Source organism: Streptomyces sp. NPDC001450 (genome assembly GCF_053597295.1).
In genome coordinates this window covers 219644-244879 of sequence record NZ_JBSFHY010000007.1, presented here as the reverse complement: position 1 = coordinate 244879, position 25236 = coordinate 219644, and the positions used below count along the sequence as shown (strand labels likewise).

Sequence of the window (25236 nt, the reverse complement as noted above, 5' to 3'; positions counted from 1 at the left end):
AGGTGTCGCGCAGTTGAACTTCCCGTTCTCATGCGGAAGTCGCCCAACCAAGCGGATGGGCGCCGAGTCGGACGTTGCACAAGTCGCACAGGCTCCGCACGTTCCTTCGGAGGTCCGCCCATGTCCTCTCGTCCCGCCCGCCGCCGGGTCGTACGAGCCGTCACCCTGGTCCTCGGCACGGCCCTGGCCGTACCGCTCACCCTGTCCGGCACCGCCGGCGCCGCGACGGCGCCGGCCACCGCCGCGGTCAACCAGTACGGCTGGCAGCTCGCCTACAAGGCCGCCACCGGCCAGACCAACAAGGCCACCGTCACCGCGTCGCTCACCGGCGGCGGCGCGGGCATCACCTACGTGATCGACGACGTCGTCCCGGTCACCGCGGGCCACGGCTGCGCCTATCCCGACAGCGCGGACCACACGAAGGTCTCCTGCACGGTCACCACCGAGGAGAGCCAGGACCCGTACGCCGCCCTGACGATGGACCTCAGCGACGGCGACGACACGGTCGCCTACGACAACGCCACCGACCAGGTGTACTACTTCGCCCGGATCTCCCTGGGCGCCGGCAACGACAGGCTCACCGACACCGGACGCCTCGACGGCAGCGACGTCTCGGGCGGCGCGGGCGACGACACCCTCACGTTGGGGGCGACGGCGCTGGCCTTCGGCGGGGACGGCGACGACACCGTCCAGGCCGACGGCGACCTCGTCATCGCGCGGGGCGGCAAGGGCAACGACGTGCTGCGCGGCGGCGCCTACGGCCAGTACCTGTCCGGCGACGACGGCAACGACAGGATCTCCGGCGGATCGGGCGCCGACACCCTGTACGGCGGCAAGGGCAACGACGTCCTGCACGGCGACAGTGGCAACGACAAGCTGTACGGCAACAGCGGGAACGACAAGCTGTACGGCGGTCCCGGCCGCGACACGCTCTCCGGCGGCCCCGGCACGGATGTGATCCGCCAGGACTGAGGACCTGAGGGGCTGGGGGCCGAGGGCAGGCGTCGCACCCGCTGTCGGTGCCGGGTGGCACCCTTGGGATCACGACCGACTCCGCACCCCGCTGCCGCGCCCATCGACCTCTCCTCCCCCTGGGACGTGGCGGTCTTCGGCGGCAGGGTGTGGATCGCCATGGCGGGCGTCCACCAGCTGTGGACGTACGACCCGGCCAAGCGGACCGTCGCCGTGGAGGCGGGCACCACCAACGAGGGCCTGGTCGACGGCCCCGGCGCCGAGGCCTGGTTCGCGCAGCCCTCCGGCCTCGCGGCCACCGCCGACCGGCTCTGGCTCGCCGACTCCGAGACGTCCGCGCTGCGCTGGGTGGACCTGGACGGTCACGTCCACACCGCCGTCGGCGAGAGCCTGTTCGACTTCGGCCACCGGGACGGCGCTGCCGACCGGGCCCTGTTCCAGCACCCGTTGGGCGTCACCGCCCGCCCTCCCGGACGGCTCGGTCGCGGTCCCGACACCTACAAACCACGCCCTGCGCCGCTACGACCCGGCGACCGGTGAGGTCAGCACGCTCGCCACGGATCTGTGCGAGCCCAGCGACGCGGTGCCCGTCGGCGAGGACATCGTTGTCGTGGAGTCGGCCTGGCATCGTCTGACCAGGCTGCGGCTGCCGGAGGAGGCGGTACGGGTGGAGGCCATCGCCCTTCGCACCCGGCGCGCCGCCACCGAAGTAGCCCCCGGTGAACTCCAGTTGGACGTCGTCTTCTGTCCCGCACCCTGGAGTTCAACCCGGCCGTCACGGAGGGCGTCCTGCACGTCTCCGCGATAGCCGCGAGCTGCGACGTCGACCCGTCGAACGAATACCCCGCCTGCCACGTCCACCAGCAGGACTGGGGCGTCCCGGTCCGCCTCACCGAGGGCGGGGCGGACCGGCTGCCGCTCGTCCTGGCCGGGATGGACGAGGCCGCCCCGGGACAAGGCCGGGAGCCGTCAGTCCAGGGCGAGTTCCTGGGACTCGTCCGACTCGGGGTCGCCGGCATGGCCCTCCGTGGTCCTGCGCCGGAGGTTCTCCACGTCGGTCAGGATGCCGACCAGCAGTTTGTGCAGCTCGTCCAGCTGGCTCACGGGGACGATAGGGGTGTGGTCCCCGACCTCGGGCTCCAGGACGTACAGATGGTCCAGGGCATCCCTGGCGCCCTGCACCCCCAGCTGGAGTGCCTTGCGGTGCCCGGCGGCACGCTGGCTGGGTGGCGCCGGGGGGCCCTGGTCCCGGGGCCCGGGCACGGCGCCGGCGGTCAGTGCGCCCTCGCTCCCCGTCACGGTGCCGAACTGGAACAGCGCGGTCACCGGATCCGAATCGCCGGTCGTCTCGCCGGGGACAGCGCCGGGGGACTCGGCACCTTCCGCCGGCTCTGGCTCTCCGTTCGGCGCGGGCACCACCGGGACCGGTACCGGTGGCGGGGCGACGGCCGTCGGCGGCACCGCGAGCCGTGCCGCCCGGTCCGGGTCCGAGGCCGCGACGACGTCCCACTCGTACAGCCGTTCCGGCACGCCGGCCGCGTCCCGGGCTATGTGATCCGCGGCATCGAGGTCGACCTTGAAGTAGACGTACGGTGGCTCGTCCGACGCGCTCGGCTCCTTGCCCGTGAGGCTCTGCTTGGCCACGGAGTTCTGCGGCAGTTCGCCGTCGCGGAACGTGTTGGCGGCCAGCGCGAGCGTCCACAGGCCGAGTTCGTTCGTCCGCCGGGACAGCCCCTCGACGACCTTGTACACGTCCGCACGGAAGGGGACACCGCCCTTCTCCTTCGGGGCGCCCAGCGACGAGCCGACGTTCCTGGTCAGGAGTTTGTCGGCGATCAACGCGACACCGCCGGCCACGGCCAGGGTGCGGCGGGCGTCGTCGTCGCCGCTCATCGCCGGTGCGATGAGCGCGGTGAAGTCGTCCGTGGGGACGGGGGTCCAGCCCTGGGTGACGTCGTTCGTCAGCACACCGCCGTTGTTCCACGCGTTGCGTGCCTGCTTGGTGACGAGTTTCTTCTTCGCGCGCCAGGGGAGGTCGATGATTGGCCCGAGCAACTCGCCGAACCCCTTCATACTCATCCTCTGGCCGCCCTTGATGGCCTTGGCCTGCTCCTTGAGCAGTTCCAGGAGATCCGGCTGGCTCAGGGCGCTGATCAGGTAGACGGCACGCCAGAGGGCGGTCGCGGGAGGCGCGGGATCGCCTCCGAAGGCCTGCGGCAGCTCCTTCACGGGGATACGCCCGACGGCGAGGCCGTACACCGCCTGGAGATCGGCCGTGTTCCAGCGCGGGTCGCCCTGCTGGATGATCCGCTTCAAGGCCCGGGTGATGACCTCGACGTTCTGGGCCGCCGGGTCCCACTGCTTGAATTCGACGTGCACAGAGGCCAGTACGGAACGGATGGCGTCGTCGAAGATGTCCTCGGGGGACAGCACCCGGCCGTCGTGGCCCTCGACGCCGACGGCGATCTGCGCCGGGACGACGTAGGACTGGGCGATCTGAGCGGTCCGGAGTCCGGGGGCCGCTCCCTTCATCTCCTCGTCGAACTCCTTTCGCAGGTCCTGCCGCCACCGCGCTCGGCCGACGGCCAGCCGCTGCCCGAGACCGGGTCCCGCGGCTGCCCCCGTGGCGGACTCCTTGCCGAGCAGGGCTTCGGTGGCCAGGGTGGCCACCTCCGCGTGATCGGCATCGTGCCCGGCCTGGACGGCCCAGGCGCTGGCGAGCCGGGTGATGCCGTCGCGGACGACGAGGACGTGGATTGGTTCCGTGCCGTCCTCGAAGGTGATCTCGACCGGGTGGGTGATCAGGTTGCGGGTGACGGAACGCGTGAGGATGGAGGTCGCGTAGCTGTTGATGTGCAGCGTCGCGAAGACGGTCTGCCACACATGGTTGCGCAGGTGAGCGAGGCTCTCGTAGCGGTACTGGACGATCGCGCCGGGGCGGCCCTGATGAGTGATCCCGTGCACCTGGGGGTCGGATACTTCCGACACCTCCATGCCTGTCCGGGGCTGGATGCCGGGGAACAGCTCGCTCAGCAGGACCCGGGTGACACCTGACCGCAGGGTCGCGCCCTCGACGTTCTCGACCATCAGGAGGCCCGCGGGCTCGTCCGCTGTCGGCGTCAGCTGAACCGCCAGTGCTTCGGGGCGAGTTGTGGCACGTGCTATGGCGTCCCAGGAGGCGTCCGGGAGCCAGGTGCTCGGGTTGGCCCGGCCCGCTGCCGTGACCGCAGCGATCTGACTGTCCGTCGGGTCGGCGGGAAGGTGGGGCGAGATGTTGGTGACCCGGATCGAATCCGTCCCCCAGGTGACGTCGAGGGACAGGGCGGCGGGTGTGCCGGTGGTCATGGGTGTGGATCTCCCGATGTGGTCCGAGGTGTCCTACTGGGATGGCGAGAAAGATGGTGGGGATGACTGCCTGAAGGGCGGCGAGTAGCGACTCGCCGCCCATGGCAGGTCATTAAGTGCGGTTATCGGTGGGGATATCCAGGTCTGCCCAGGGAAGCTCCGGCGGGAGCCAGCTCGGTCTGCAGCTCTGGTTCGGGTAACACCGGTGCTGGTAAGCGGCGTAAGCGCCGAGTTTTGCGGGGGTCAGGAGCAGCTCGGCCTCGGCCGGGCTGTGGGGAAGGGTCCACAGGGGGTCCGGTTCAGGTCCTCCCGCCGTGAGGCGGTACCGGAAAATCCCCCGGCTGGTTTGGATGAGGGCGAGTCCGGAAGGGCGCCCGTCGAGAAGCTTGCACAACCAGTCGAGGATGTCCTGCTCGGCCTGCGGGGCGGGCCGCTTGGTCATGTGGATGACGTGCAGCTGAGGGAACTCGGCCAGCGCCTTGGTGAGTTGCCGCATGGGAGCGGCATATTCGCGCTTGACGAGCCTGCTTGGGTGTGGTAATTGCCCCAGTGTGGAGATGTGCAGCCGGTCCCCCAGAAGAGCCTGCCACTTGCGCAGGTGCCCCGGAATCTCCGTACGGTCGAGCTCCAGCGCGCATATTGTGCGGTGCGGTAGCCGCCCGGAGATGCCGACGATGAAGACGGGCTCCTCGTGGGGGGTGGGTATTTCTTCGGCGTTGCTCATCTCGGACTCCTCAACAGTGTCGCCTCTGGAACAGAAGTGACGGAACCTCATCAAGGCGACTGGCGGCGCATGTTGGGACAACAGTAGGCACAGCTGGAGGGATGGCGGTGCGCCTTTTTCGCCGCAGTACGCCTGTTGAGGTACGCGACACGCCGGAGTCAAACGTGCCGCTTCTACGCTTCTATGCCGTCTGTCAGCTCAAGTTGCTCTTGGCCAGCGGATAGTTGGCGAACACCTGGGGCAGCGGATTCATCCTGAGCCGGTCCAGATCCGCCAGCGCGGCTGCGACAGCGGTGACTTCGCCGAGGATGCTGTCTCGCTGGATGACCCAGACGAACTCGTTCTCGGACGTCGGCAAGGTTCGGGGCAGCGTGGTGAGTCCGAGCCTTTCGAACTCCTCGCTGATCTGTGTGCACAACTCGGAACTGAGGCGGGCCCGTTCCGGCGCAGCGTGCTTCTTGATGAAGTGCATGCTCAGGCGCTTGATGCCGTGGTCGACCTCGACCGCATGCTTGATAATAGTGAAGTCCACAACTCGGTAGATTACTGAGTTAACAAGAGGATTGAGTACGGAACGGCCGGATCCGCCTGTCCGGCAGGGCGGATCCGGAGTGGGTCGGTTCGGGGGTCACACGCCGTACCCGTCCCCACGGTGATGGTGGCGGTGGGGTTCCTCCTCGACCACCGGCGTCGGCGGCACCACGAGCCGCCGGCGCCGTGCGATGCCGCTGAACGTGGCGGTGCCGATGAGCCCGACGGCCATCAGGATGACGCCGACGATGTCGAGGTTGACCCCCTGCATGTGCCAGTCGGTCGCGAACGTGAGGATGGCTCCCACGGCGATGAGGATGATGCAGCCGCCGAGGCCCATGAGCCGTCGCCTTCCTTTCCGGTCCCGGAATCTGTGGAGCTTCCGGGTACCCGGAGTCGCCCCGGGTATGCCCGGGGCGACTGTTGACGGGAGCTCAGACCACGTCCACGTAGTCCTCGCGCCCGGCACTCACCAGATGGGTGCTGTTCGGGTACAGGAGCACCGCGACCCATGTGCCGTCCTTCGAGGCCGTGAAGCCCTTGCTGAACGTGCCGTCCGAGTGGGTGTAGGTGTTGCCCATGTCGTACCAGCTGGTGGAGCCCTTGGGGCGGAAGAGGATCTTCACCTTCTGGTCGCCGTAGGCCTTCCAGACGCCCGAGCTGTAGTACTGCAGCTTGCCCTTGCAGGTGAGGGTACGGCCCTTGCGGACCGGCTCGGGCGAGGCGTTGCCGCCGGTGATCCGGGTCGGGGTGCGCTTGGCGTACGCGACCTTGCTGTACGACTCCTGCCAGTTGCGGCTGCCCTTGAAGTGCGCCCGGTAGTAGCCCTTGTAGGGCGCGTCGAAGGTGCCCTTGAACGGTGCGCCGGACTCGGGGTCGGAGCTGTCCGGGACGACGGTCTTCATCGTCTTCCAGCCGGTCTTCCCGTCGGCCGAGTACTGCAGCTCGACCTTGTTGTCCGTATACGCGGGGACGCTGGAGCCGGTGTGCAGCATGCCCTTGGCCGTCAGCTCGGAGTACTTGTTCAGCGTCGCGGTGAAGTCGGTGAGGGACGTCTTCTTCGCGACGTACACCTTGGCCGTCTGCAGCGGGCTCGTCTTCACGTACGTGCCGCTGCGGACCTGCACCTCGACCGAGCCGGTGCTCGACATGGTCAGCTGCCCGGAGAAGCGGCCGTCGGCGTCCGTGACGGGGTGGGCGCCCGCGGAGCCGATGTCGCTCTGCCACACCTCGTCCACGTTGGCCCCGGCGAGCGGCTTCCACGCCCCGCCGACGTACACCTCGGCGGTGCCGGAGACGGTCGCCGCCTGGCCGGCCTTGACGTCCAGTTCGGCGGCGTCGAGGGTCACGCGCGTCTCGGACTGCACAGGGTCGACGTTGACGTTGGTGCTGTCCTGCGAGAACGGCTCGGTGCTCACGGGGTACAGCCAGGGGCTGACCGAGCCTCCGTACTCGTAGGTCTGTGTGTACGAGTAGGAGAAACGGCCGTCGCCGTCGACCGGGACCTTGGTGGAGTCGCCCATGTTGGCCGTGGAGACCATCACCTGCCCGTCCGCCGGGCTCGTCTCGCCGGTGCGCGGGTCCTCGATCGTGTATCGCCCGGAGACGGAGACGTCCTGGTGTTCGTAGTCCGGGTGCTGGGGTGTGACCTGGAATTCGGTCAGATGCGCCTGGAGCCAGTAGTCGTAGCCGTAGGCGCCCTGCGTCGAGGACGTGTCCCCGTCCGCGTCCGTCAGGTCGACCACGACACGGTAGGTGCCGAGGTCGGCCAGGCGCAGCGGGGTGGTGGTCCGCCAGGTGCCCTGGTGGCCGGTGCCGGACGCCAGGGTGAAGTCGGTGACCTCGGCGACCTCCGGGGCGTCGGCCGCGGAGCCGGGCGCGTACAGGTGGGCCTTGATCGAGGTGATGTCGCTGTCGGACGAGGCGTACACCGACACCAGGCCGCTGGCCGGGCTGCCGTCACTGCCCACCCCGTACAGCACCGGTGCCACCGCCGCGTGCGCGGCCGGCACCGGACCGAGCAGCACGCCGGCGGCGACGGAGGCGCAGGCGAGCGCCAGGGATCTCTTTCGCACGTGCAGTCCCCCCACGAGACCGGATACGCAGATCGTTGAAGAGCGAAGCGCATCGTATGCTGCGGCAACCGTGTTTGAACAGGTTCAAAAATAACGGTTTCGCAGGGGGGACGAGCGGTGGGACTCAGTCCTCCAGGAACGCCGTCAGCGCGTTCGCCAGCAGGAACGGGTCGTCGGCGCCGCACAGTTCGCGCACGCTGTGCATCGACAGGATCGCCACGCCGATGTCGACGGTCCGGATGCCGTGCCGGGCCGCGGTGATCGGGCCGATCGTGGTGCCGCAGGGCATCGAGTTGTTGGAGACGAAGGTCTGCAGCGGCACGCCCGCCTTCTCGCAGGCCGCGGCGAACACCGCCCGGCCCGAACCGTCCGTGGCGTAGCGGTTGTTGACGTTGACCTTGAGGATCGGACCGCCGTTGACCCGCGGGTGGTGCGTCGGGTCGTGCCGCTCCGCGTAGTTGGGGTGGACCGCGTGGCCCGTGTCGGAGGACAGGCAGACCGTGCCGGCGAAGGAGCGGGCCCGGTCCTCGTACGAGCCGCCGCGCGCGAACACCGAGCGCTCCAGCACGGTGCCGAGCAGCGGGCCGTCCGCGCCGGTGTCCGACTGCGAGCCGTTCTCCTCGTGGTCGAAGGCGGCCAGCACGGGGATGTGGGTGAGCGGGGCGCCGGAGGTCGCGGCGGCGGCCAGGGCGGCCGCGCCCGCGTGCACCGACAGCAGGTTGTCCATGCGGGGACCGGCGACCAGCTCGCGGTCCCGGCCGAGGTGGGCGGGCGGCTCCACCGAGTGCGTCATCAGGTCCCAGCCGGCCACCGAGCCCGCCGTGAGCCCCGCCTCCATCTCGAGGAAGGCGATCAGATCGCCGTCGCGCAAGTCGTCGCCGAGCCCCCACACCGGCTGCAGATGGCGCTGCTTGTCGAGCTTGAGGCCCTCCGAGGACACCGAACGGTCCAGGTGGATGGCGAGCTGGGGCACCCGCAGCAGCGGCCGGTCCACGTTGACCAGGACCGTGCTGCCGTCGCGCAGGGTCAGCCGCCCGGCCAGGCCCAGGTCCCGGTCGAGCCAGGAGTTCAGCAGCGGGCCGCCGTAGATCTCCACCGCGACCTGCCGCCAGCCGTGCGCCCCGGTGTCCGGCTGCGGCTTGACCCTGAGGTTGGGCGAGTCGGTGTGCGCGCCGACGATCCGGAACGGCGTGTGCGGCTGGGCGCCCTCGGGGACGTACCAGGCGACGATCGCCCCGCCGCGCAGCACGTACCTGCCGCCGCTCGACCCGTCCCAGGCGTCCGTCTCGGCGACCTGCCTGAAGCCCGCCTTCTCCAGCCGCTCGGCGGTGTTCGCCACGGCGTGGTACGGCGACGGGCTCGCCGCCAGGAAGGACATCAGGTCGTCGGTGTGGCCGCGGTCGAAGCGGGCTGGTGCGCTCATGGGCTTACCTTAACGACGTGCGTGGGCCCGCCCCCGGTACGGGAGCGGGCCCACGCAGGCGATCAGTGGGTGCGGAGCGGGTGCTTCGGCAGGTTAGAACGCGGCCTCGTCCAGCTCCATCAGGTCGAGGTCGACCTTCTCCGAGATCTTGCGGGCCAGGGTGACGCCCGGCAGGACGTTGGCCGCGAAGAACTTCGCCGCCGCGATCTTGCCCGTGTAGAACGCCTTGTCCTTGGAGGAGGCCGTCTGCAGCTTCTCGGCGGCGATCGCGGCACCCTTGAGCAGCAGGTAGCCGACGATCACGTCACCGGAGGCCAGCAGCAGGCGGGTGGAGTTCAGGCCCACCTTGTAGATGTTCTTGACGTCCTGCTCGGTGGCCGCGAGGTCGGTCAGCATCAGGCCGACGATCGCCTCCAGCTCCACGGCCGCCTTCGCGAGGTGCTCGCGGGCGCCCGCCAGCTCCTCGCCGCCGGTGCCGAGCGCCAGGAACTTCTTGATGTCCTCGGCGAGCGAGTTCAGGGCCGCGCCCTGGTTGCGGACGATCTTCCGGAAGAAGAAGTCCTGGCCCTGGATCGCCGTGGTGCCCTCGTACAGGGTGTCGATCTTGGCGTCGCGGATGTACTGCTCGATCGGGTACTCCTGCAGGAAGCCGGAGCCGCCGAAGGTCTGCAGCGACTGGGCGAGCTGCTCGTAGCCCTTCTCGGAGCCGTAGCCCTTCACGATCGGCAGGAGCAGGTCGTTGAGCGCGTGCTCGGCCTTCGCGTCCTCGCCGTTCGCCTCCTTGAGCGCGATCGTGTCCTGGACCGAGGCGGTGTAGAGGACGAGGGCGCGCATGCCCTCCGCGTACGCCTTCTGCGTGATCAGCGAGCGGCGCACGTCCGGGTGGTGCGTGATGGTGACCTTGGGCGCGGCCTTGTCCATGAACTGCGCGAGGTCGGGACCCTGGACGCGCTCCTTGGCGTACTCCAGCGCGTTCAGGTAGCCCGTCGACAGCGTGGAGATCGCCTTCGTGCCGACCATCATGCGGGCGAACTCGATGATGCGGAACATCTGGCGGATGCCGTCGTGCTTGTCGCCGATCAGCCAGCCCTTGGCGGGGTGGCGGTCGCCGAAGGTCATCTCGCAGGTGTTGGAGGCCTTCAGGCCCATCTTGTGCTCGACGTTGGTGGCGTAGACGCCGTTGCGCTCGCCCAGCTCGCCGGTCTCGAAGTCGAACAGGTACTTCGGGACGAGGAAGAGGGACAGGCCCTTGGTGCCCGGGCCGGCACCCTCGGGACGCGCCAGCACGTAGTGGAGGATGTTCTCCTCCATGTCGTGCTCACCGGAGGTGATGAAGCGCTTCACGCCCTCGATGTGCCAGGAGCCGTCCTCCTGCTGGACCGCCTTGGTACGGCCGGCGCCGACGTCCGAACCCGCGTCGGGCTCGGTGAGCACCATGGTGGAGCCCCAGGTCCGGTCGACCGCGATCTGCGCCCACTTCTTCTGCTCCTCGGTGCCCTCCTCGAAGAGGATGCGGGCGAACGCCGGACCGGAGGAGTACATCCACACGGCCGGGTTCGAGCCGAGGATCAGCTCCGCGTAGGCCCAGATCAGGGACGGGGGAGCCGTCGTGCCGCCGATCTCCTCGGGCAGGCCCAGGCGCCAGTACTCGGAGTCCATGAAGGCCTTGTAGCTCTTCTTGAAGGACGCCGGGACCGGCGCGGTGTTCGTCTCGGGGTCGAAGACCGGCGGGTTGCGGTCGGCGTCCGCGAAGGACTCGGCCAGCTCGTTCTCGGCGAGGCGGGTCAGCTCCTCGAGCACGCTCTTGGCGGTCTCGGTGTCCATCTCCTCGAAGGGACCGGTGCCGTACAGCTTGTCGCGGCCGAGCACTTCGAAGAGGTTGAACTCGATGTCGCGGAGATTGGACTTGTAGTGCCCCATGGTGACGGCTCCGTATAGGACTCGGCGAGGCACTGACTCCTCGCATCGTTCACGTACCAACAAGTAGCTACGATGATGCTACCCGTCGGTAATAAGAAGCAACCCCGAACCGGTCATCTGTGACTCAGTACGCTTTGGCTCATGTACGGATACGGCCAGCCCATGGATGGGGGCGCTGCCCAGCAGGGGTACGCCCAGGCGCAGCAGCAGATGCCGGGCGGTGCCGGCGGCTACGGCCAGCAGCCGCCGCTGTACCCCGAGCCGTCCCCGCCCTCGCTCGCGGACGCGGTGCGCGCCTTCACCACCGGTCAGATGTCCGCGGAGGACTTCCAGCAGGTCTTCGCCACGTCGAAGGTGTACTGCCCGCGCGGCGACACCCCCGGCTTCCTGGCCCTGCACAACACCCAGCAGCCGGTGATCCCGATGTTCACCTCACTCAAGGAGCTGCGCCGGTACGCGGGCAAGGAGTCCAAGTACTTCGTGATCACCGGCGCGGAGGTGATCGACCTGCTGCCGACCGGGTACGGCTTCGTCCTGGACATGGAGGGCGAGCACCGGATGGTGTTCGACGCCAAGGCCGTGGAGCAGATGGTCGACTTCGCGATGCGCAGAATGTACGGCTGACCGGCGGTGCGGCTCGGTGGAAGCCCGGAGGGAATGCCCTCCGGGCTTTCTCTGTTGTGGAGTGGCAGAAAGTTCAACGCTCAACTAAAGTGGGCGCACAAGGAGGTACCGACATGCCTGCAGTGACCGTCGAGAACCCGCTGACGCTGCCCCGCGTGAGCGCGCCGGCCGACGCCGTGGCACGCCCCGTGCTGGCCGTCACGACCGCGCCGAGCGGCTTCGAGGGTGAGGGTTTCCCGGTGCGCCGGGCGTTCGCCGGGATCAACTACCGCCACCTCGACCCGTTCATCATGATGGATCAGATGGGTGAGGTGGAGTATCGGCCTGGGGAGCCGAAGGGGACCCCGTGGCATCCGCACCGCGGCTTCGAGACCGTCACCTACATCATCGACGGGATCTTCGACCACCAGGACTCCCAGGGTGGCGGCGGCACCATCACCAACGGTGACACCCAGTGGATGACGGCCGGCTCGGGTCTGCTCCACATCGAGGCGCCGCCGGAGCACCTCGTCATGTCCGGCGGTCTCTTCCACGGCCTGCAGCTGTGGGTGAACCTCCCGGCGAAGGACAAGATGATGGCGCCGCGCTACCAGGACATCCGCGGCGGCAACGTCCAGCTGCTGACGTCCCCCGACGGCGGCGCGCTGCTCCGCGTGATCGCGGGCGAGCTGGACGGCCACGCGGGCCCGGGCATCACCCACACCCCGATCACGATGATCCACGCGACGCTGGCTCCGGGCGCGGAGATCACGCTGCCGTGGCGCGAGGACTTCAACGGCCTCGCGTACGTCCTCGCCGGGCGCGGCACCGTCGGCACCGAGCGCCGGCCGATCCACCTCGGCCAGACCGGCGTTTTCGGCGCCGGGTCCTCGCTGACCGTCCGCGCGGACGAGAAGCAGGACTCCCACACGCCGGACCTGGAAGTCGTCCTCCTCGGTGGACAGCCCATCCGTGAGCCGATGGCCCACTACGGCCCGTTCGTCATGAACACGCGCGAGGAGCTTCAACAGGCGTTCGAGGACTTCCAGAAGGGGCGGCTTGGGACGATCCCCGCGGTGCACGGGATGTCCGAGGGCGGGCTGTAGGGCTCGGTAGGACCGAATGCGGACGAGTCCGGTCTGGACGTGGACGGGACTCGTCCGTGCTGCGAGCGGGGCGCCGCCTCCGGTGGCACCGCCTCGCTATGGACACTGCCGAGCCGCGTCTTCCTGGTCTCCTGGTCCAGAGCCTGCCGCGCTGGCGATCGGGATGAACCGGGATGAACGTGGCGCGAGAGACTAGCCTCGGGCTTCATGGTGACGCGCACCCGGCTGTACCACGACGGCACTCTCGTCCTGGAGGACTTTCCCGCCAGTGACGTCTCCGCGGGTCTCGCCGATCCGGCGTCGGTCCTGTGGCTGGACCTGTACCAACCCGGGCCCGCCGAATTCACCATGCTCAGCCAGGAGTTCGGCATCCACGAACTGGCTCTGGAGGGTGCCGCACAGCATGGGCAGCGGCCGAAACTCGACCGCTATCGCACCCACGAGTTCCTCATCGCCTATGCCGCGACCGTCAGCCCGGACGGTGCGGAACTGACGTACAGCGAGATCGCCGTATTCCTCACCGGGCAGGCCATGATCACCGTCCGCAAGGACGACGGTTTCGACATCGAGGACGTCGTCGCCCGCTGGGACGAGAGCCCGGGCCTGGCCGGCCATGGCGTCGCATTCCTGCTGCACGGCCTGCTCGACCATCTCGTGGACGGTCACTTCGCCGCGGTCCAGCAACTGGACGACAGCATCGAGGAGCTGGAGGGTCTGCTCTTCGCGGCCGGGCGCCGTGAGATCGAAGCTGTGCAGCGCCGGGTCTTCGCACTGCGCAAATCGCTCGTCCGGTTGCGCCGCGTCGTGCTCCCGATGCGTGAGGTCGTCAACGGGCTCATGCGTCCCGGCCTGCACGTGATCACCGAACCTCTCGTCCCGTATTACCAGGACGTCTACGACCACGTGCTGCGTGCCACCGAATGGACGGAATCACTGCGGGACCTGGTGGCCTCGGTCATGGAGACGAACCTCTCGGTCCAGGCCAATCGCATGAACCTGATCATGAAGAAGGTGACGAGCTGGGCCGCGATCATCGCCGTACCCACCGCGATCACCGGCTACTACGGCCAGAACCTCCCCTATCCCGGTTTTGGCCGCCAGTCCGGATTCATCACCTCCGCCGCCGTCATCGTGGTCCTGTCCGCACTGCTGTATGCGACGTTCAAGCGCAAGGACTGGCTCTGACCGGCCTGGTGCCGGGCACCGGCGACCAGGTTCCGAAGGCAGGAAAATACCTGGTCACCCCCGGCTTTTCGGGCCGGTGAGCGAGGTAGTGTGAAGACACCGGGAGTTTTTCGCGCACCGGCTCCGCTGCGGGTGCCGTTTCCGGTGATCGACAACGCCGGGCCGCTCACGAGCCCGGGGTCAGGTTCGCGCCATGTCCGTGACCATCGACCGTACGACATCGGGCAGGCGCGCGCCGTCGCTGCCGGTTCGCCTGTCCCTGACACCGGCGCCCAGGGGGCTGGACGGCACCTGGTGGCCCCGCTCCCGTGCCCTCACCGGTGAGCTGCCACCCAGAGGCGTGGGAGGCCGACGGCGGAACAGGTCGGCCGTCGTCCCTGCCCCGGCCCATCGGCTCGCCAGGGCCTTCGCCGGGCAATCGGCGGAGGTGAGGGAACCATGACTGTCATCGCCGTGGCCGTGCTGCTCCTTCTGATCGCCGTCGGAGTCGTTCTGATCCACCGGCTCAATGGTCAGCACGACGAACGGATCGCTGCCTTCCACTACAGCGATGTTCTGCCGGGGATCGGGCGCCGGACCCGGAGGCAGCGTCGGTCGGCGGTGGACGCGACCGTTCCGACGCGCCCCACCGCGCCGGCGACCGTGGATGACATCGACTTCGGCCCGACCGTGGGCGGTAGAGGAAGGCGCGTCATGGCGATATTGCGAGACCGGAAGACGTACCGCGAGAGGATCATGCAGGCTCTGTACCAAGCCGCCGAAGGCAATCGCCTCCTGGGCGTCGACGGTGCGAAGCTCCGCACCGACCTCGGTATCCCCGAGCAGGACATGGCCGCTGCCTGTACGTACCTGGCGGACGAAGGCTGGGTCGTCGTGGACTGGGGCAGGGGCAACACGCCCGCGATGATCACGCTGACGCATCAGGGGATCCGGCAGATGGAGACAGAAGAGGAAGGTCGCGGCTGAGCCGCCGCGTCGGCTTCTCGGACCGAAGCGAACCTTCGCGAGCTGTGCTGATGCCGGCGTAATCACTTTGGCGTAACGTGGAAAGCGGGTCGGCGCACGCTCACGTGCAATGACCCGGAAGGGCGGCTCCGGCGGGTATACGCCGGAGCCGTTGCCTGTTTCCGTAACCGCGGATCGACTCCCCGTCGGCCTGGACGCTAGATGCGGGCGAACTTCTCCGTCTGCTGGGCGAATTCCTGGGCCATGGCGGTGCTGACCGTGGGCTTGGTGTCGCTGATCGTGTCCAGATAGTCGTCTGTGGTGGGGGCGGCCCGGGTTCCGGTGTCGAAGGTGCGCTCGAACTGGGCCTGGGAGACGGTTCGCGCCGCATGGGCGATGTCGGCGGGGGTGAACCCCTCGCTGGCGGACGCAAGAACCGCGCTGTCGGCCTGCGCGCCCGCTCGGGCCAGGTAGCTCTCCCACAGCGCGGTCCTGGCGGTGTGGTCGGGAGGGCCGATCGGCAGCACGTAGTCGAAGCGGCCGTGTCGCAGGAACGCGGAGTCGAGCGTGGTCACGTTGTTCGTGGCGCAGACCAGCAGACGTCCGTCCTGGCTTCGGAACCGGACGATCGCCTTGAGCAGTTCGTTGACGACGCCGACAGCGGTCGCGTCCGCGCCGCCGCGTTCGCCGGCGATCTCCTCGACCTCGTCGATGAAGACGAGGACGTGGTCGAGCCGGGCGATCTCGTCGAAGCGCCGGTTCAGCCCGGTCGCCAGGCCGTACTCGGCGGCCAGACGGGCGGGGAACAGTTCGAGGAAGGGCCATCCCAGGCGGCTGGCGATCGCGTGCGCGAACGTGCTCTTGCCGGTCCCTGGCGGGCCGAACAGCATCACCGCCCGCGGCAGTTCCACCCCGTGCTGGGCCGCCAGTTCGGGATGGGCCAGCGGCAGGACCAGGCGCCGCTCGATGAGCTGCTTCTCCCGTTGCATGCCGGCGACCTTCTGCCACAGTCCCCCCGGCGGCAGCTCCGCTCCGAGCGAGGACAGCGTGCCGGCCGACTGCGGAGTCACCGGCCCGCGCTTTTCGAAGAAGACGAGCCCGGGGCGGGCGCCGTAGTCGCAGTTGAGCAGGGCGGTGGCACCGGTCTCGCCCTCGGGCAGGGCGGCCTGCACCGCTCGGACGCCGGCGGCGAAGAGCCGTTGCTCAAGGGCGGTGATCAGGGCACTGCCCAGCCCGCGCCGCCGCCAGCCGGGCGCCATGCAGATGCGCAGGATCCATGCCCGTTCGCCCTCCACCCTGCTCACCGCGGCGCCGATCAGCACGTCGTCGGCCGTGGCCACCACAGCCGGGTGGCGGGCCTGGAGGGCCGTCACGGCGTCCGAGAGCGGGAAGAGCGGCGGCTCCTCGGTCGTGCCGCTCTCCATGTCGACCCGGATCAGCGCTTCGAGATCGTCCTGGGTGTAGTCCCTGACCCGCCAACCCGTCATGATCAGCTCCGCGTGTTCGGCCGTACTCCCATCATCAGCCGATGCCCGAAGGCCGCGCGCGGTCACGCTGCGGTGCCGGGCGCGTTGTCGGCGGGGCTGAGGGACTTGTCGGTGCGGCCGGTGCGGCCGGTGCCGGCCAGTGGCGCTGCGGCGGCGGGTGCGGCGGCCGCGGTTTCCCGGGCGAGGAATGAGCCGAGCTCGCCGATCGTGCTCATGAGGGGGGCTGGGAAGACGACGGTGGTGTTCTGGTCGACACCGATCTCCACCAGGCTCTGGAGATTGCGCAGTTGAAGAGCCAGGGGGTGGGCCATCATGGTGTCCGAGGCGTCACCGAGCGCGGCTGCGGCCAGGGACTCGCCCTCCGCGTTGATGATCTTCGCTCGCTTCTCCCGCTCGGCCTCGGCCTGGCGGGCCATGGCGCGCTTCATGGTGTCGGGCAGCTGGATGTCCTTCAGCTCGACCAGCGTGACCTGCACACCCCAGTCGACGGTGGTGACGTCGAGGATCTGGCGGATGTCCAGGTTGATACGGTCCGTCTCCGACAGCGTCTCGTCGAGCGTGTGCCGGCCGACGACCTTCCGCAGGGTGGTCTGGGCGATCTGGTTGATCGCCGCGTCGACGTTCTCTACGGCGACGACCGACTTCACGGCGTCGACGACCCGGAAGTAGGCGACCGCCGACACGTCCACGCTCACGTTGTCCCGGGTGATGATGCCCTGGGACTGGATCGGCATGGTGACGACGCGCAGCGACACCCGGTGCAGGGCGTCGACGAACGGGATGATGAACCGCAGCCCCGGGGAGCGTGTTCCGACGAGTCGCCCGAAGCGGAACAGCACCCCCTCCTCGTACTGCTTGACGACCTTCACGGACAGGGCGAGGGCCAGGACGGCCAGGAGGCCGATCACGACGATGAGAACGATCAGGGCTTGCATGTGCTGCTCCTCGGGACGAGGACCACGTGGGGCGGGGACCCGCCGGTCGAGATCCCTGCATGTGCCTGCGTCGGTTCGTGAGGCAGGGCCGAATCCCGTCGGTACGGGCCGCGCCGACGGTCGGTGCGTGGGGCCGGGGACATCGCCTCGTCACCCGTGGTGAGTGGTGCGGTCGCGGCGGCGGCGCGGTGGGAAGCGGCCACGGCCCCCGTCACGGTGGTCACGTCGTTCGCCGACGGTCGGCGACTTGGACAGTGGCGGTCGGGCGACTGACGCGACCGGTCCGTGCCGGAGCGGCCGCAGAGGAGGGGCCGCCCTCGTACTTGCCTGCCTCGTCCGGTTCGAGTGGCCGGTCGGCGGCGGAGACGACGTGCCGGGTCTTGTCCGCGGCGAGGAGGGCGCTTGCGGTCAGCGGCGGACCGTCGTAGTCGGACGCGGCCGCCATCAGGCGGGCCGCCGACTCCGCCCCGGTCTCGGGTGGGATGACCAGCAGATCCCAGCGGCCGGTGCCGTAGGAGAGCAGCAGCAGCTTGTGCGGGTCGATCTCCGGGGTGAACCAGCCGACCTTGACGACGTGACCGCCCACGGGAATCTCGTGCGGGATGACCGGCCAGTACTTCGGGTTGACGGCGATGCGGGTGATGCGGCCCCACAAGGGGTCCAGCACTTCAATCAGTGCGGGCAGCTCGCTCGGCAGATCCCGGGAGCGGGGCCACCAGGCACCGTCCAGGAGTCCACGGGACGTGCCGTCGGTCTTCAGCGCGAGACGCGCGGCCGGGGCTGCGACGGGCTCGTGGTGTGGCAGGAGTTGGTGCAAGGTCGCCGACATGATGCGGACCCGTCTCCGGGCCGCCTTCGCGGCGACCCGGGTTTCATCTCTCGCCGAGAACGACCCGGCGTGGAAGCCGGTGTGCGAAATGCTCTCGGTGTTGTCCACGGTACTCCGCACACGCCGGGGCGGTTGCGGAGACGACGCCGCATTCGGTGAAGCAGGCTGTCGATGCCCGTGCCTCCCGGCCGGCCTCACCCGCGCGGAGTCCCGCGGCAGGACAGCCGTGGTCCTCCATGATCCGCTGGAAGCGTGTCGTTGCTGCCCGAGCCCGTTCGCCGGCTCGCCGCCTGGTGTGTCGTGCTGCTGCTCGTCGCCGGTGTCGGGTGGGTCGGGGTGCGGCTGTGCGGGGAGTTCAGGACCGCGGTCACCCCGGTGCTGCTCGCCCTGCTCGGGACCGCCCTGCTCGGACCCCTGCACCGCAGACTCGTGGCCGCGGGGGTGCAGCGGTCGCTCGCGGCCGGGGTGACCTGTGTGGCCGTCGTGGCCGTCGTCGGTGGCGCCGTCTATATCGTCGTCGCCGCCCTCATCGACACCGGCGACCAGATCATCGCCTCCCTCCGGCAAGCCGCCAGGTCCGTGGCGCAGCACTTCGGAGGCGCGGGTACCGGGCTCGACGACCTCGCCGCCAACGCGCGCAAGCTGCTCGGCAAGTTCGGGGGGACGGCGGCCTCCAACGTCATCAGCGGGGTCAGTGTCGTCGGCGAGAGCCTCGCCATCGCCGTTCTCGCGCTGCTGCTCGTCTTCTTCTTCCTGCGCGACTCCCACCGCGTCGTCGACAACCTGCGGGCCGTCGCGCCCGGGGACACCGCCGACACCCTGGAGGCCATGGCGCGGCGCGCCTACGAGGCCGTCGAGGGGTTCATGCGCGGCACCACGGTCATCGCGCTCATCGACGCGACCCTCATCGGCATCGGCCTGCTGATCCTCCGCGTGCCCGGCGCGGTGGGCCTCGCCGCGCTCGTCTTCGTCACCGCCTACATCCCCTACCTCGGCGCCTTCCTCTCCGGCGCGGTCTCCGTGCTGGTCGCCCTCGCCGACCGCGGCTTCGTCATCGCGCTGTGGGCGCTCGGGGTCGTGGTCGCGGTGCAGGTGCTGGAAGGGCATGTGCTCCAGCCGGTGATCCAGAGCCGGACCGTGCAGATGCATCCCGCGGTGGTGATGCTGGCGATCACCGCTGGCGCGTCCGTCGCGGGCATCCTCGGCATGCTCCTGGCGGTGCCCCTGACCGCCGCCGCCTTCGCCGTCTTCCACGAACTGCGCACGCGTTACGGCGCGCCCGAACCGTCGGACCCGTAGAGCTCCGGGAGGTCGTCGCCGGCGTCCGTGACCTCCCCGCGCAGCCGGCGCCCGCCCGGCTCCCCGCTGACCTCGGCCAGCGTGCCCTCGGCCACCGCCGGCTGCACCACCCCGGTGCGCACTGCCCTGTTTCAGGAAGATCGTCCGGATGGATGTCACTGTAGGAAGATCCGATGGGTGGGCGTCGCTGCCGGAGGGGTCGCCGACGGTCCGGAGCCGATGCCGGGCCCGCGGGGGAGCGGGTGGGCGGGCGGGAGAAAATCGTGGGCAGCCGATCTTGGCCTGGCCGGTACCCTTGATGGGTCCGGGCCCCGTGTCCGGCTCCCGCCGGAGCGGCAGCCCCGGCTCTCATCACCCCACCACGAAGGACGATGAACGACGATGCATCGGTACAGGTCCCACACCTGCGGCCAGCTCCGCGCCTCTGACGTCGGCACCGACGTCCGGCTGAGTGGCTGGCTGCACAATCGGCGCGACCTGGGCGGCATCCTCTTCATCGATCTGCGCGACCACTACGGCATCACGCAGCTGGTGGCCCGTCCCGGCACGCCCGCCTACGAAGCCCTGGACAAGATCTCCAAGGAGTCCTCGGTCCGCGTCGACGGCCAGGTTGTTTCACGTGGAACCGAGAACGTGAACGCCGACCTGCCCACCGGCGAGATCGAGGTCGAGGTCGCCGAGGTCGAGCTGCTCGGCGCGGCCGCCCCGCTGCCCTTCACGATCAACGCCGAGGACGGGGTCAACGAGGAGCGGCGCCTGGAGTACCGCTTCCTGGACCTGCGCCGCGAGCGCATGCACCGCAACATCATGCTGCGTACGGCCGTGATCTCCGCGATGCGGCACAAGATGGCGGCGATGGGCTTCAACGAGATGGCGACGCCGATCCTGTCCGCCACCTCCCCCGAGGGCGCCCGCGACTACGTGGTCCCCTCCCGTGTGCACCCGGGCAAGTTCTACGCGCTGCCGCAGGCCCCGCAGCAGTTCAAGCAGCTGCTGATGATCTCCGGCTTCGACCGCTACTTCCAGATCGCGCCCTGCTTCCGCGACGAGGACGCCCGCGCGGACCGCTCGCCGGGCGAGTTCTACCAGCTCGACATCGAGATGTCCTTCGTCGAGCAGGAGGACGTCTTCCAGCCGGTCGAGAAGCTGATGACGGAACTCTTCGAGGAGTTCGGGGGCGGCCGTCACGTCACCTCCCCCTTCCCGCGCGTCCCGTTCCGCGAGGCGATGCTGAAGTACGGCTCCGACAAGCCGGACCTGCGCGCCAAGCTGGAGCTGGTGGACATCACCGACGTCTTCGAGGGCTCGGAGTTCAAGGCCTTCGCGGGCAAGCACGTGCGCGCGCTGCCGGTGCCGGACGTCTCCGCGCAGCCCCGCAAGTTCTTCGACCAGCTCGGTGAGTACGCGGTCGAGCAGGGCGCCAAGGGCCTGGCCTGGGTGCGCGTGGCCGAGGACGGCTCGCTGTCCGGCCCGATCGCGAAGTTCCTGACCGAGGACAACGTCGCGGAGCTGACCAAGCGGCTCTCCCTGGCCCCCGGCCACGCGGTCTTCTTCGGCGCGGGTGAGTTCGACGAGGTCTCCAAGATCATGGGCGCGGTCCGCGTCGAGGCGGCCCGTCGCGCCGGCCACTTCGAGGAGGGCGTCTTCCGCTTCTGCTGGATCGTCGACTTCCCGATGTACGAGAAGGACGAGGACACCGGCGCGATCGACTTCTCGCACAACCCCTTCTCGATGCCGCAGGGCGGCCTGGAGGCCCTGGAGACCCAGGACCCGCTGGACATCCTCGGCTGGCAGTACGACATCGTCTGCAACGGCGTCGAGCTGTCCTCCGGCGCAATCCGGAACCACGAGCCGGAGATCATGCTCAAGGCCTTCGAGATCGCGGGCTACGACCGTGAGACCGTCGAGGAGAAGTTCGCGGGCATGCTCCGCGCCTTCCGCTTCGGCGCCCCGCCGCACGGCGGCATCGCCCCGGGCGTGGACCGTATCGTCATGCTCCTCGCCGACGAGCCCAACATCCGCGAGACGATCGCCTTCCCGCTCAACGGCAACGCCCAGGACCTGATGATGGGCGCCCCGACCGAGCTGGACGAGACCCGCCTGCGGGAGCTGCACCTGAACATCAGGAAGCCGCAGCCGAAGTAAGGCACAAGCAGCAAGAAAGGGCTCGGGACCGGTGTCGGTTTCGGGCCCTTCCGCTTGCGCACCTTGATTCATATGTTTCTGGCGAGGAGGCCCCGGCGTTCACGCCGGGGAGGATACGTCTCCCGCCCTGGCGGCGCGGAGCGCCCGCCGCTGCCAGCGGCGAAGCCGGATCAATGCGAACACCCATCCGGACTGTCGCTCAAGAAGGTCGTGGACGCCTACAGCACGCTGGCCGCGCAGGCCAAGGCCGGGCTTCTAGGCAAGACCACTTTTCCTGTCGTCGGTGCGGCCTCGCTGGACCCGCCGATGTCGTCGCCGGGGTCAACGTGCGCGACCGTGCACGCTCGGCGTGGGCATTCGTCACCATGCCCGTCCCCGCCCTGGCCTGAACAGGCTCGGAACAGTGGGGAGATGCGACCCGTGACCGCCCTGCCGTAGGGGGCAGTCGGGAGCGCGACGAGGTGCGAACGAGCGGGCAGACAAGCTCGGTCGTTCACGGCCGAGAAGGTGACAGCTCTTTCCGATGTTCCCGAGCGGCTCCGCCGACCAGTACACCCACGGGCGCGCCGCCTTCCGGCATCCCGGGCGGCGGGAACCAGGAGCCCACTGCCGACACCACGACCCGCACCACCCTCGACACGGACACGATCTACCCGGGCAACGGCCACGCGGGCGGGCTGCTGTATCTGAAGTACGACAAGAAGCACATCGCGCGGGGCGTGCGCGCCCGTCTCACCCTGGGTGTGGCCCCGGACGAGACGAACAGCGGCAGCTGACGCCCACGTCAGCCGTCACCGTCCTGCTCACCCTCCGGGTCGTGCTCCATGCCGTTCTCCGTGTCGGGTGAGGCACCGTCCTCCAGCAGCCGCTCGGCGATGTCGTCGGACCAGTGCTGGGCCCAGGCGCGCACGGCGGTGACCTGCGGTTCGGTCAGCCCGTACCGGACGAAGTCCGCATCCGCGTACCAGTCCGTGCCGGTGAGGCGGGACTGGAGGGTGGGCAGGTCGAAGGGGTCGTGGGCGTGCCGGCGGCCCAGTTCTTCCAGATCGGGGAGGGAGAAGCGGGTCGCCGCCGCCTGGGCGTCGATCAGGTCGACGGCGGCGCCCCGGTCGTACAGGGCGCGGATCTTCGTACCGACGGCGTCCTCCAGGGAGAGGGCCGGGCCGTACTCGGTCAGCACCGGAGGCTGCCAGAAGGCCTCCTTGTGCAGCGCGAGCACGCACGGCTCACCGGTCGGCGGGTCCGTGACGGTCAGCTGCGCGGTGAGCGCGGTGACGGCCCCGGCCCGCACCGGCCGCCCCCGCGCCTCCAGCGCCGCACCCACGGCACCGGCGATCCGGTCCATGGCCTCGGCACTCTCGGTGGCGAAGTCGAGGTTGGCATGCGGCCGCTCCAGCAGCCCGTGCGCCTGCAGGGCGTAACCGCCGGCGAGCACGAGAACGTAGGGGCTGCCGACGGAGACGACGTCCGCGAGGAGCCGGCGGTGGGGTTCGGGAATGTTCACGGGAAGATTTTTCTGGCTTCCTGTCACATGCGCGCGACGACGCGGGTCAGAGGGGTGTCCGTCACTCAGTGATCGCTCGTTGGGAGCCTCTCATGCGTATCGCGTACGTCGTCGTCACCCTGCTCGCCGCGCTGATGGCCGGGTTCTCCGGGACCGTGCTGCTCATGCGGGCACAGTGGATCGTGCAGGCGCTCACCGACTACCGGGTGCCGCGGGGGTGGTGGACCTCGCTGGGGGTGGCCAAGGCCGCCGGGGCCGTGGGGCTGGTGGTGGGGTTGTTCGTGCCGGTCGTCGGGGTGTCGGCGGGGGTCGGGCTGGTGGTGTACTTCCTCGGCGCCGCCGTGACCGTGGCCCGGGCCCGGTGGTACTCGCACGTTCCGTTTCCGCTCGTCTACGCCGCGCCCGTGGTCGGTGCGCTGGTGCTCGGGTACCTGGCCTAGCCGGAAGGAGATGTGTGCGGAGCGGCAACTTTCCCGGGAGCGGCGGCCACTGAGGGGTCGTAAGGCATCTTCAGCAGTCCCTAAGGACTCCTCCGTGGCAGCTCCCTCCCACCGCCGGTCCCTCCGTAAGAGGCGCGCCCTCGCCGTGTCCGCCGCCGTCGTGGCCGCGGGTGTCGGCGCCGGTGTGTTCGTGATGAACGCGAACGCCACCGCCGCCGACCTCTACCACCAGACGCTGCCCGCCAAGGACGGCTGGGCCGCCTCCGGCACGGGTACCACCGGCGGCGCGAAGGCCGACTCCGCGCACACCTTCACCGTCTCCACCAGGGCGCAGCTCGTGAAGGCGCTGGGGTCGGCCTCCGACACCACGCCCCGGATCATCAAGATCAAGGGCACCATCGACGCCAACACCGACGACAGCGGGAAGAAGCTGTCCTGCGCCGATTACGCGGCGGGGACCGGCTACTCGCTCTCCGCCTACCTGAAGGCGTACGACCCCTCCACCTACGGCCGCTCCAAGCTGCCCTCCGGCACGCAGGAGAAGGCCCGCGCCGCCGCCCAGGCCAAGCAGGCGAAGAACATCGTCTTCAAGGTGCCCGCCAACACCAGCGTCGTGGGCGTGCCCGGGACGAACGCCGGGATCACCGGCGGCAGCCTCCAGGTGAAGGACGTCGACAACGTCATCGTCCGCAACCTCGCCTTCTCCGCCACCGAGGACTGCTTCCCGCAGTGGGACCCGACCGACGGGGACGACGGCAACTGGAACTCCGCCTACGACGCCGTGACCCTGCGCGGGGCCGGCCATGTGTGGGCGGATCACAACACGTTCACCGACGCGCCCCACCTCGACAGCGCCAACCCCAGGTACTACGGCCGCGAGTACCAGATCCACGACGGCGCCCTCGACATCACCAAGGGCTCCGACCTGGTCACCGTCGAGCGCAACCGGTTCGTCGACCACGACAAGACGATGCTGATCGGCAGCAGCGACACGGACAGCACCGGCAAGCTCCGCGTCTCCATCCACCACAACCTGTGGAAGGGCATCGTGCAGCGGGCGCCGCTCGCCCGCATCGGCCAGATCCACGTGTACAACAACGTCTACGACACGACGACCCTCGACGGGTACGCCCCGCTGTACAGCATCAACTCCCGTGCCAAGGCCCAGGTCGTCGCCGAGGACAACTACTGGAAGGTGCCGAGCGGCGGCAAGGTCTCCAAGCTGCTGAGCGGCGACGGCACGGGGTCCGTCGCGGGCGGCGGCAACCTCGTCAACGGGACGGTGACCGACCTCGTCGCCGCGTACAACGCCGCCTCGTCGAAGAAGATCAGGACGACGGTGAACTGACGCCGACGCTCACCGCGGGTCTGGAGACGTCCGCGAAGAACCTGCCGACCGAGCTGGCGACGACGACCGGCGCCGGGGTGCTTACCGCGAGCTGAACCACCGAGGGCCTGGGGGAGCGGTGACTCGACACGGCACTCTTCCCGGGCCCTTTGCCTCATGCTCAGGGCGAGGTGTCCGCCGAGATCGATGACCTCTGCGTCGGAGGTGGCGGTAGGCGGTGAGTCCGGCGATCGCGCCGGCGTCCTATCGGAGGCCCGTCAGCGTCGTGGACTGTGCTTTCAGAAGCTCAGGTAAGTGATCTGAACGACGTAGACGCGTGCGCTGCGTACGACGACCTGGTACGTGAACATGCCCCGGGGACGATGATGTCGCCGCCCTTCGGGTCGATGCCCTCGTGGGCCCGGCCGTGGATGTGGACGG

General features: G+C 69.3%; 22 protein-coding genes and 2 pseudogenes. 12 read left to right on the top strand and 12 right to left on the bottom strand.

Features of this window, described 5'->3' with window-relative positions; genetic code table 11:
- Nucleotides 1–120: 120 nt before the first annotated feature.
- Nucleotides 121–972, top strand: a complete 852-nt coding sequence (locus ACWC5O_RS10310; protein WP_450581248.1) for a calcium-binding protein — start codon at nucleotides 121–123, stop codon at nucleotides 970–972.
- 93 nt (nucleotides 973–1065) lie between these two features.
- Nucleotides 1066–1914, top strand: a pseudogene (locus ACWC5O_RS10305) (alkyl hydroperoxide reductase); the annotation flags it as partial.
- A 27-nt stretch (nucleotides 1915–1941) separates the two neighbouring features.
- Here the strand turns inward: ACWC5O_RS10305 and ACWC5O_RS10300 are convergent.
- The 7 genes from ACWC5O_RS10300 to ACWC5O_RS10270 form a co-directional block, all read right to left on the bottom strand.
- On the bottom strand, nucleotides 1942–4317 hold the full coding sequence (locus tag ACWC5O_RS10300; protein ID WP_450581247.1) for a hypothetical protein: 2376 nt from the start codon (nucleotides 4315–4317) through the stop codon (nucleotides 1942–1944).
- A gap of 112 nt (nucleotides 4318–4429) precedes the next feature.
- On the bottom strand, nucleotides 4430–5041 hold the full coding sequence (locus tag ACWC5O_RS10295) for a hypothetical protein (RefSeq protein WP_450581246.1): 612 nt from the start codon (nucleotides 5039–5041) through the stop codon (nucleotides 4430–4432).
- Nucleotides 5042–5234: 193 nt separating this feature from the next.
- The gene (locus tag ACWC5O_RS10290) at nucleotides 5235–5573 is read right to left on the bottom strand and encodes a hypothetical protein (protein WP_386572783.1); all 339 of its coding nucleotides are present in this window, start codon (nucleotides 5571–5573) and stop codon (nucleotides 5235–5237) included.
- A gap of 96 nt (nucleotides 5574–5669) precedes the next feature.
- Nucleotides 5670–5912, bottom strand: coding sequence for a DUF6458 family protein (locus ACWC5O_RS10285; protein WP_450581245.1), 243 nt, complete (start codon nucleotides 5910–5912; stop codon nucleotides 5670–5672).
- Between the two features lie 94 nt (nucleotides 5913–6006).
- On the bottom strand, nucleotides 6007–7647 hold the full coding sequence (locus ACWC5O_RS10280) for a hypothetical protein (RefSeq protein ID WP_450581244.1): 1641 nt from the start codon (nucleotides 7645–7647) through the stop codon (nucleotides 6007–6009).
- Between the two features lie 124 nt (nucleotides 7648–7771).
- Nucleotides 7772–9070 (bottom strand): M18 family aminopeptidase, encoded by a 1299-nt coding sequence (locus ACWC5O_RS10275; RefSeq protein ID WP_450581243.1) that lies wholly within the window; start codon nucleotides 9068–9070, stop codon nucleotides 7772–7774.
- A 93-nt stretch (nucleotides 9071–9163) separates the two neighbouring features.
- On the bottom strand, nucleotides 9164–10990 hold the full coding sequence (locus ACWC5O_RS10270) for an acyl-CoA dehydrogenase (RefSeq protein WP_450581242.1): 1827 nt from the start codon (nucleotides 10988–10990) through the stop codon (nucleotides 9164–9166).
- A gap of 141 nt (nucleotides 10991–11131) precedes the next feature.
- Here ACWC5O_RS10270 and ACWC5O_RS10265 point away from each other — a divergent pair, with 141 nt between their 5' ends.
- The 5 genes from ACWC5O_RS10265 (at nucleotide 11132) to ACWC5O_RS10245 (ending at nucleotide 14850) form a co-directional block, all read left to right on the top strand.
- Complete coding sequence (locus tag ACWC5O_RS10265) at nucleotides 11132–11614, top strand: SseB family protein (RefSeq protein ID WP_450581241.1); 483 nt, start codon at nucleotides 11132–11134, stop codon at nucleotides 11612–11614.
- A 113-nt stretch (nucleotides 11615–11727) separates the two neighbouring features.
- The gene (locus ACWC5O_RS10260) at nucleotides 11728–12699 is read left to right on the top strand and encodes a pirin family protein (RefSeq protein WP_450581240.1); all 972 of its coding nucleotides are present in this window, start codon (nucleotides 11728–11730) and stop codon (nucleotides 12697–12699) included.
- A gap of 207 nt (nucleotides 12700–12906) precedes the next feature.
- A complete protein-coding gene (locus ACWC5O_RS10255; RefSeq protein ID WP_450581239.1) occupies nucleotides 12907–13884 on the top strand; it encodes a magnesium transporter CorA family protein in 978 nt (325 codons plus the stop codon).
- A gap of 193 nt (nucleotides 13885–14077) precedes the next feature.
- Entirely contained in the window at nucleotides 14078–14326 is a 249-nt protein-coding gene (locus tag ACWC5O_RS10250; protein WP_450581238.1) for a DUF5994 family protein, read from the top strand.
- Between the two features lie 251 nt (nucleotides 14327–14577).
- A complete protein-coding gene (locus tag ACWC5O_RS10245; RefSeq protein ID WP_031170234.1) occupies nucleotides 14578–14850 on the top strand; it encodes a hypothetical protein in 273 nt (90 codons plus the stop codon).
- A 197-nt stretch (nucleotides 14851–15047) separates the two neighbouring features.
- Here the strand turns inward: ACWC5O_RS10245 and ACWC5O_RS10240 are convergent, their stop codons facing one another.
- The 3 genes from ACWC5O_RS10240 to ACWC5O_RS10230 all read right to left on the bottom strand — a co-directional run bounded on the left by ACWC5O_RS10240 (nucleotide 15048) and on the right by ACWC5O_RS10230 (nucleotide 18188).
- Nucleotides 15048–16316 carry an ATP-binding protein gene (locus ACWC5O_RS10240; RefSeq protein WP_450581237.1) on the bottom strand — a complete coding sequence of 423 codons (1269 nt, stop codon included), beginning with the start codon at nucleotides 16314–16316 and terminating at the stop codon, nucleotides 15048–15050.
- 62 nt (nucleotides 16317–16378) lie between these two features.
- Nucleotides 16379–17251, bottom strand: coding sequence for a slipin family protein (locus tag ACWC5O_RS10235; RefSeq protein ID WP_450581236.1), 873 nt, complete (start codon nucleotides 17249–17251; stop codon nucleotides 16379–16381).
- Nucleotides 17252–17471: 220 nt separating this feature from the next.
- Nucleotides 17472–18188, bottom strand: coding sequence for a DUF5994 family protein (locus tag ACWC5O_RS10230; protein WP_450581235.1), 717 nt, complete (start codon nucleotides 18186–18188; stop codon nucleotides 17472–17474).
- A gap of 144 nt (nucleotides 18189–18332) precedes the next feature.
- Here ACWC5O_RS10230 and ACWC5O_RS10225 point away from each other — a divergent pair, with 144 nt between their 5' ends.
- Nucleotides 18333–19379, top strand: coding sequence for an AI-2E family transporter (locus ACWC5O_RS10225; protein WP_450581234.1), 1047 nt, complete (start codon nucleotides 18333–18335; stop codon nucleotides 19377–19379).
- Here ACWC5O_RS10225 and ACWC5O_RS10220 read toward each other — a convergent pair.
- Nucleotides 19349–19501 (bottom strand): hypothetical protein, encoded by a 153-nt coding sequence (locus tag ACWC5O_RS10220; RefSeq protein ID WP_450581233.1) that lies wholly within the window; start codon nucleotides 19499–19501, stop codon nucleotides 19349–19351. The two genes, ACWC5O_RS10225 and ACWC5O_RS10220, sit on opposite strands and share 31 nt — an antisense overlap.
- A 259-nt stretch (nucleotides 19502–19760) precedes the next feature.
- On the opposite strand from ACWC5O_RS10220, the gene aspS reads away from it, so the two are divergent.
- Nucleotides 19761–21524, top strand: a complete 1764-nt coding sequence (gene aspS / locus ACWC5O_RS10215; protein ID WP_450581232.1) for an aspartate--tRNA ligase — start codon at nucleotides 19761–19763, stop codon at nucleotides 21522–21524.
- 461 nt (nucleotides 21525–21985) lie between these two features.
- The gene (locus ACWC5O_RS10210; RefSeq protein WP_450581231.1) at nucleotides 21986–22300 is read left to right on the top strand and encodes a hypothetical protein; all 315 of its coding nucleotides are present in this window, start codon (nucleotides 21986–21988) and stop codon (nucleotides 22298–22300) included.
- Between the two features lie 8 nt (nucleotides 22301–22308).
- Here the strand turns inward: ACWC5O_RS10210 and ACWC5O_RS10205 are convergent, their stop codons facing one another.
- The gene (locus tag ACWC5O_RS10205; RefSeq protein WP_450581230.1) at nucleotides 22309–23028 is read right to left on the bottom strand and encodes a nucleotidyl transferase AbiEii/AbiGii toxin family protein; all 720 of its coding nucleotides are present in this window, start codon (nucleotides 23026–23028) and stop codon (nucleotides 22309–22311) included.
- 92 nt (nucleotides 23029–23120) lie between these two features.
- On the opposite strand from ACWC5O_RS10205, the gene ACWC5O_RS10200 reads away from it, so the two are divergent.
- Nucleotides 23121–23468 carry a DoxX family protein gene (locus ACWC5O_RS10200; protein ID WP_450581229.1) on the top strand — a complete coding sequence of 116 codons (348 nt, stop codon included), beginning with the start codon at nucleotides 23121–23123 and terminating at the stop codon, nucleotides 23466–23468.
- 94 nt (nucleotides 23469–23562) lie between these two features.
- Nucleotides 23563–24911 (top strand): annotated as a pseudogene (locus ACWC5O_RS10195) (pectate lyase family protein).
- Nucleotides 24912–25236 lie beyond the last annotated feature (325 nt).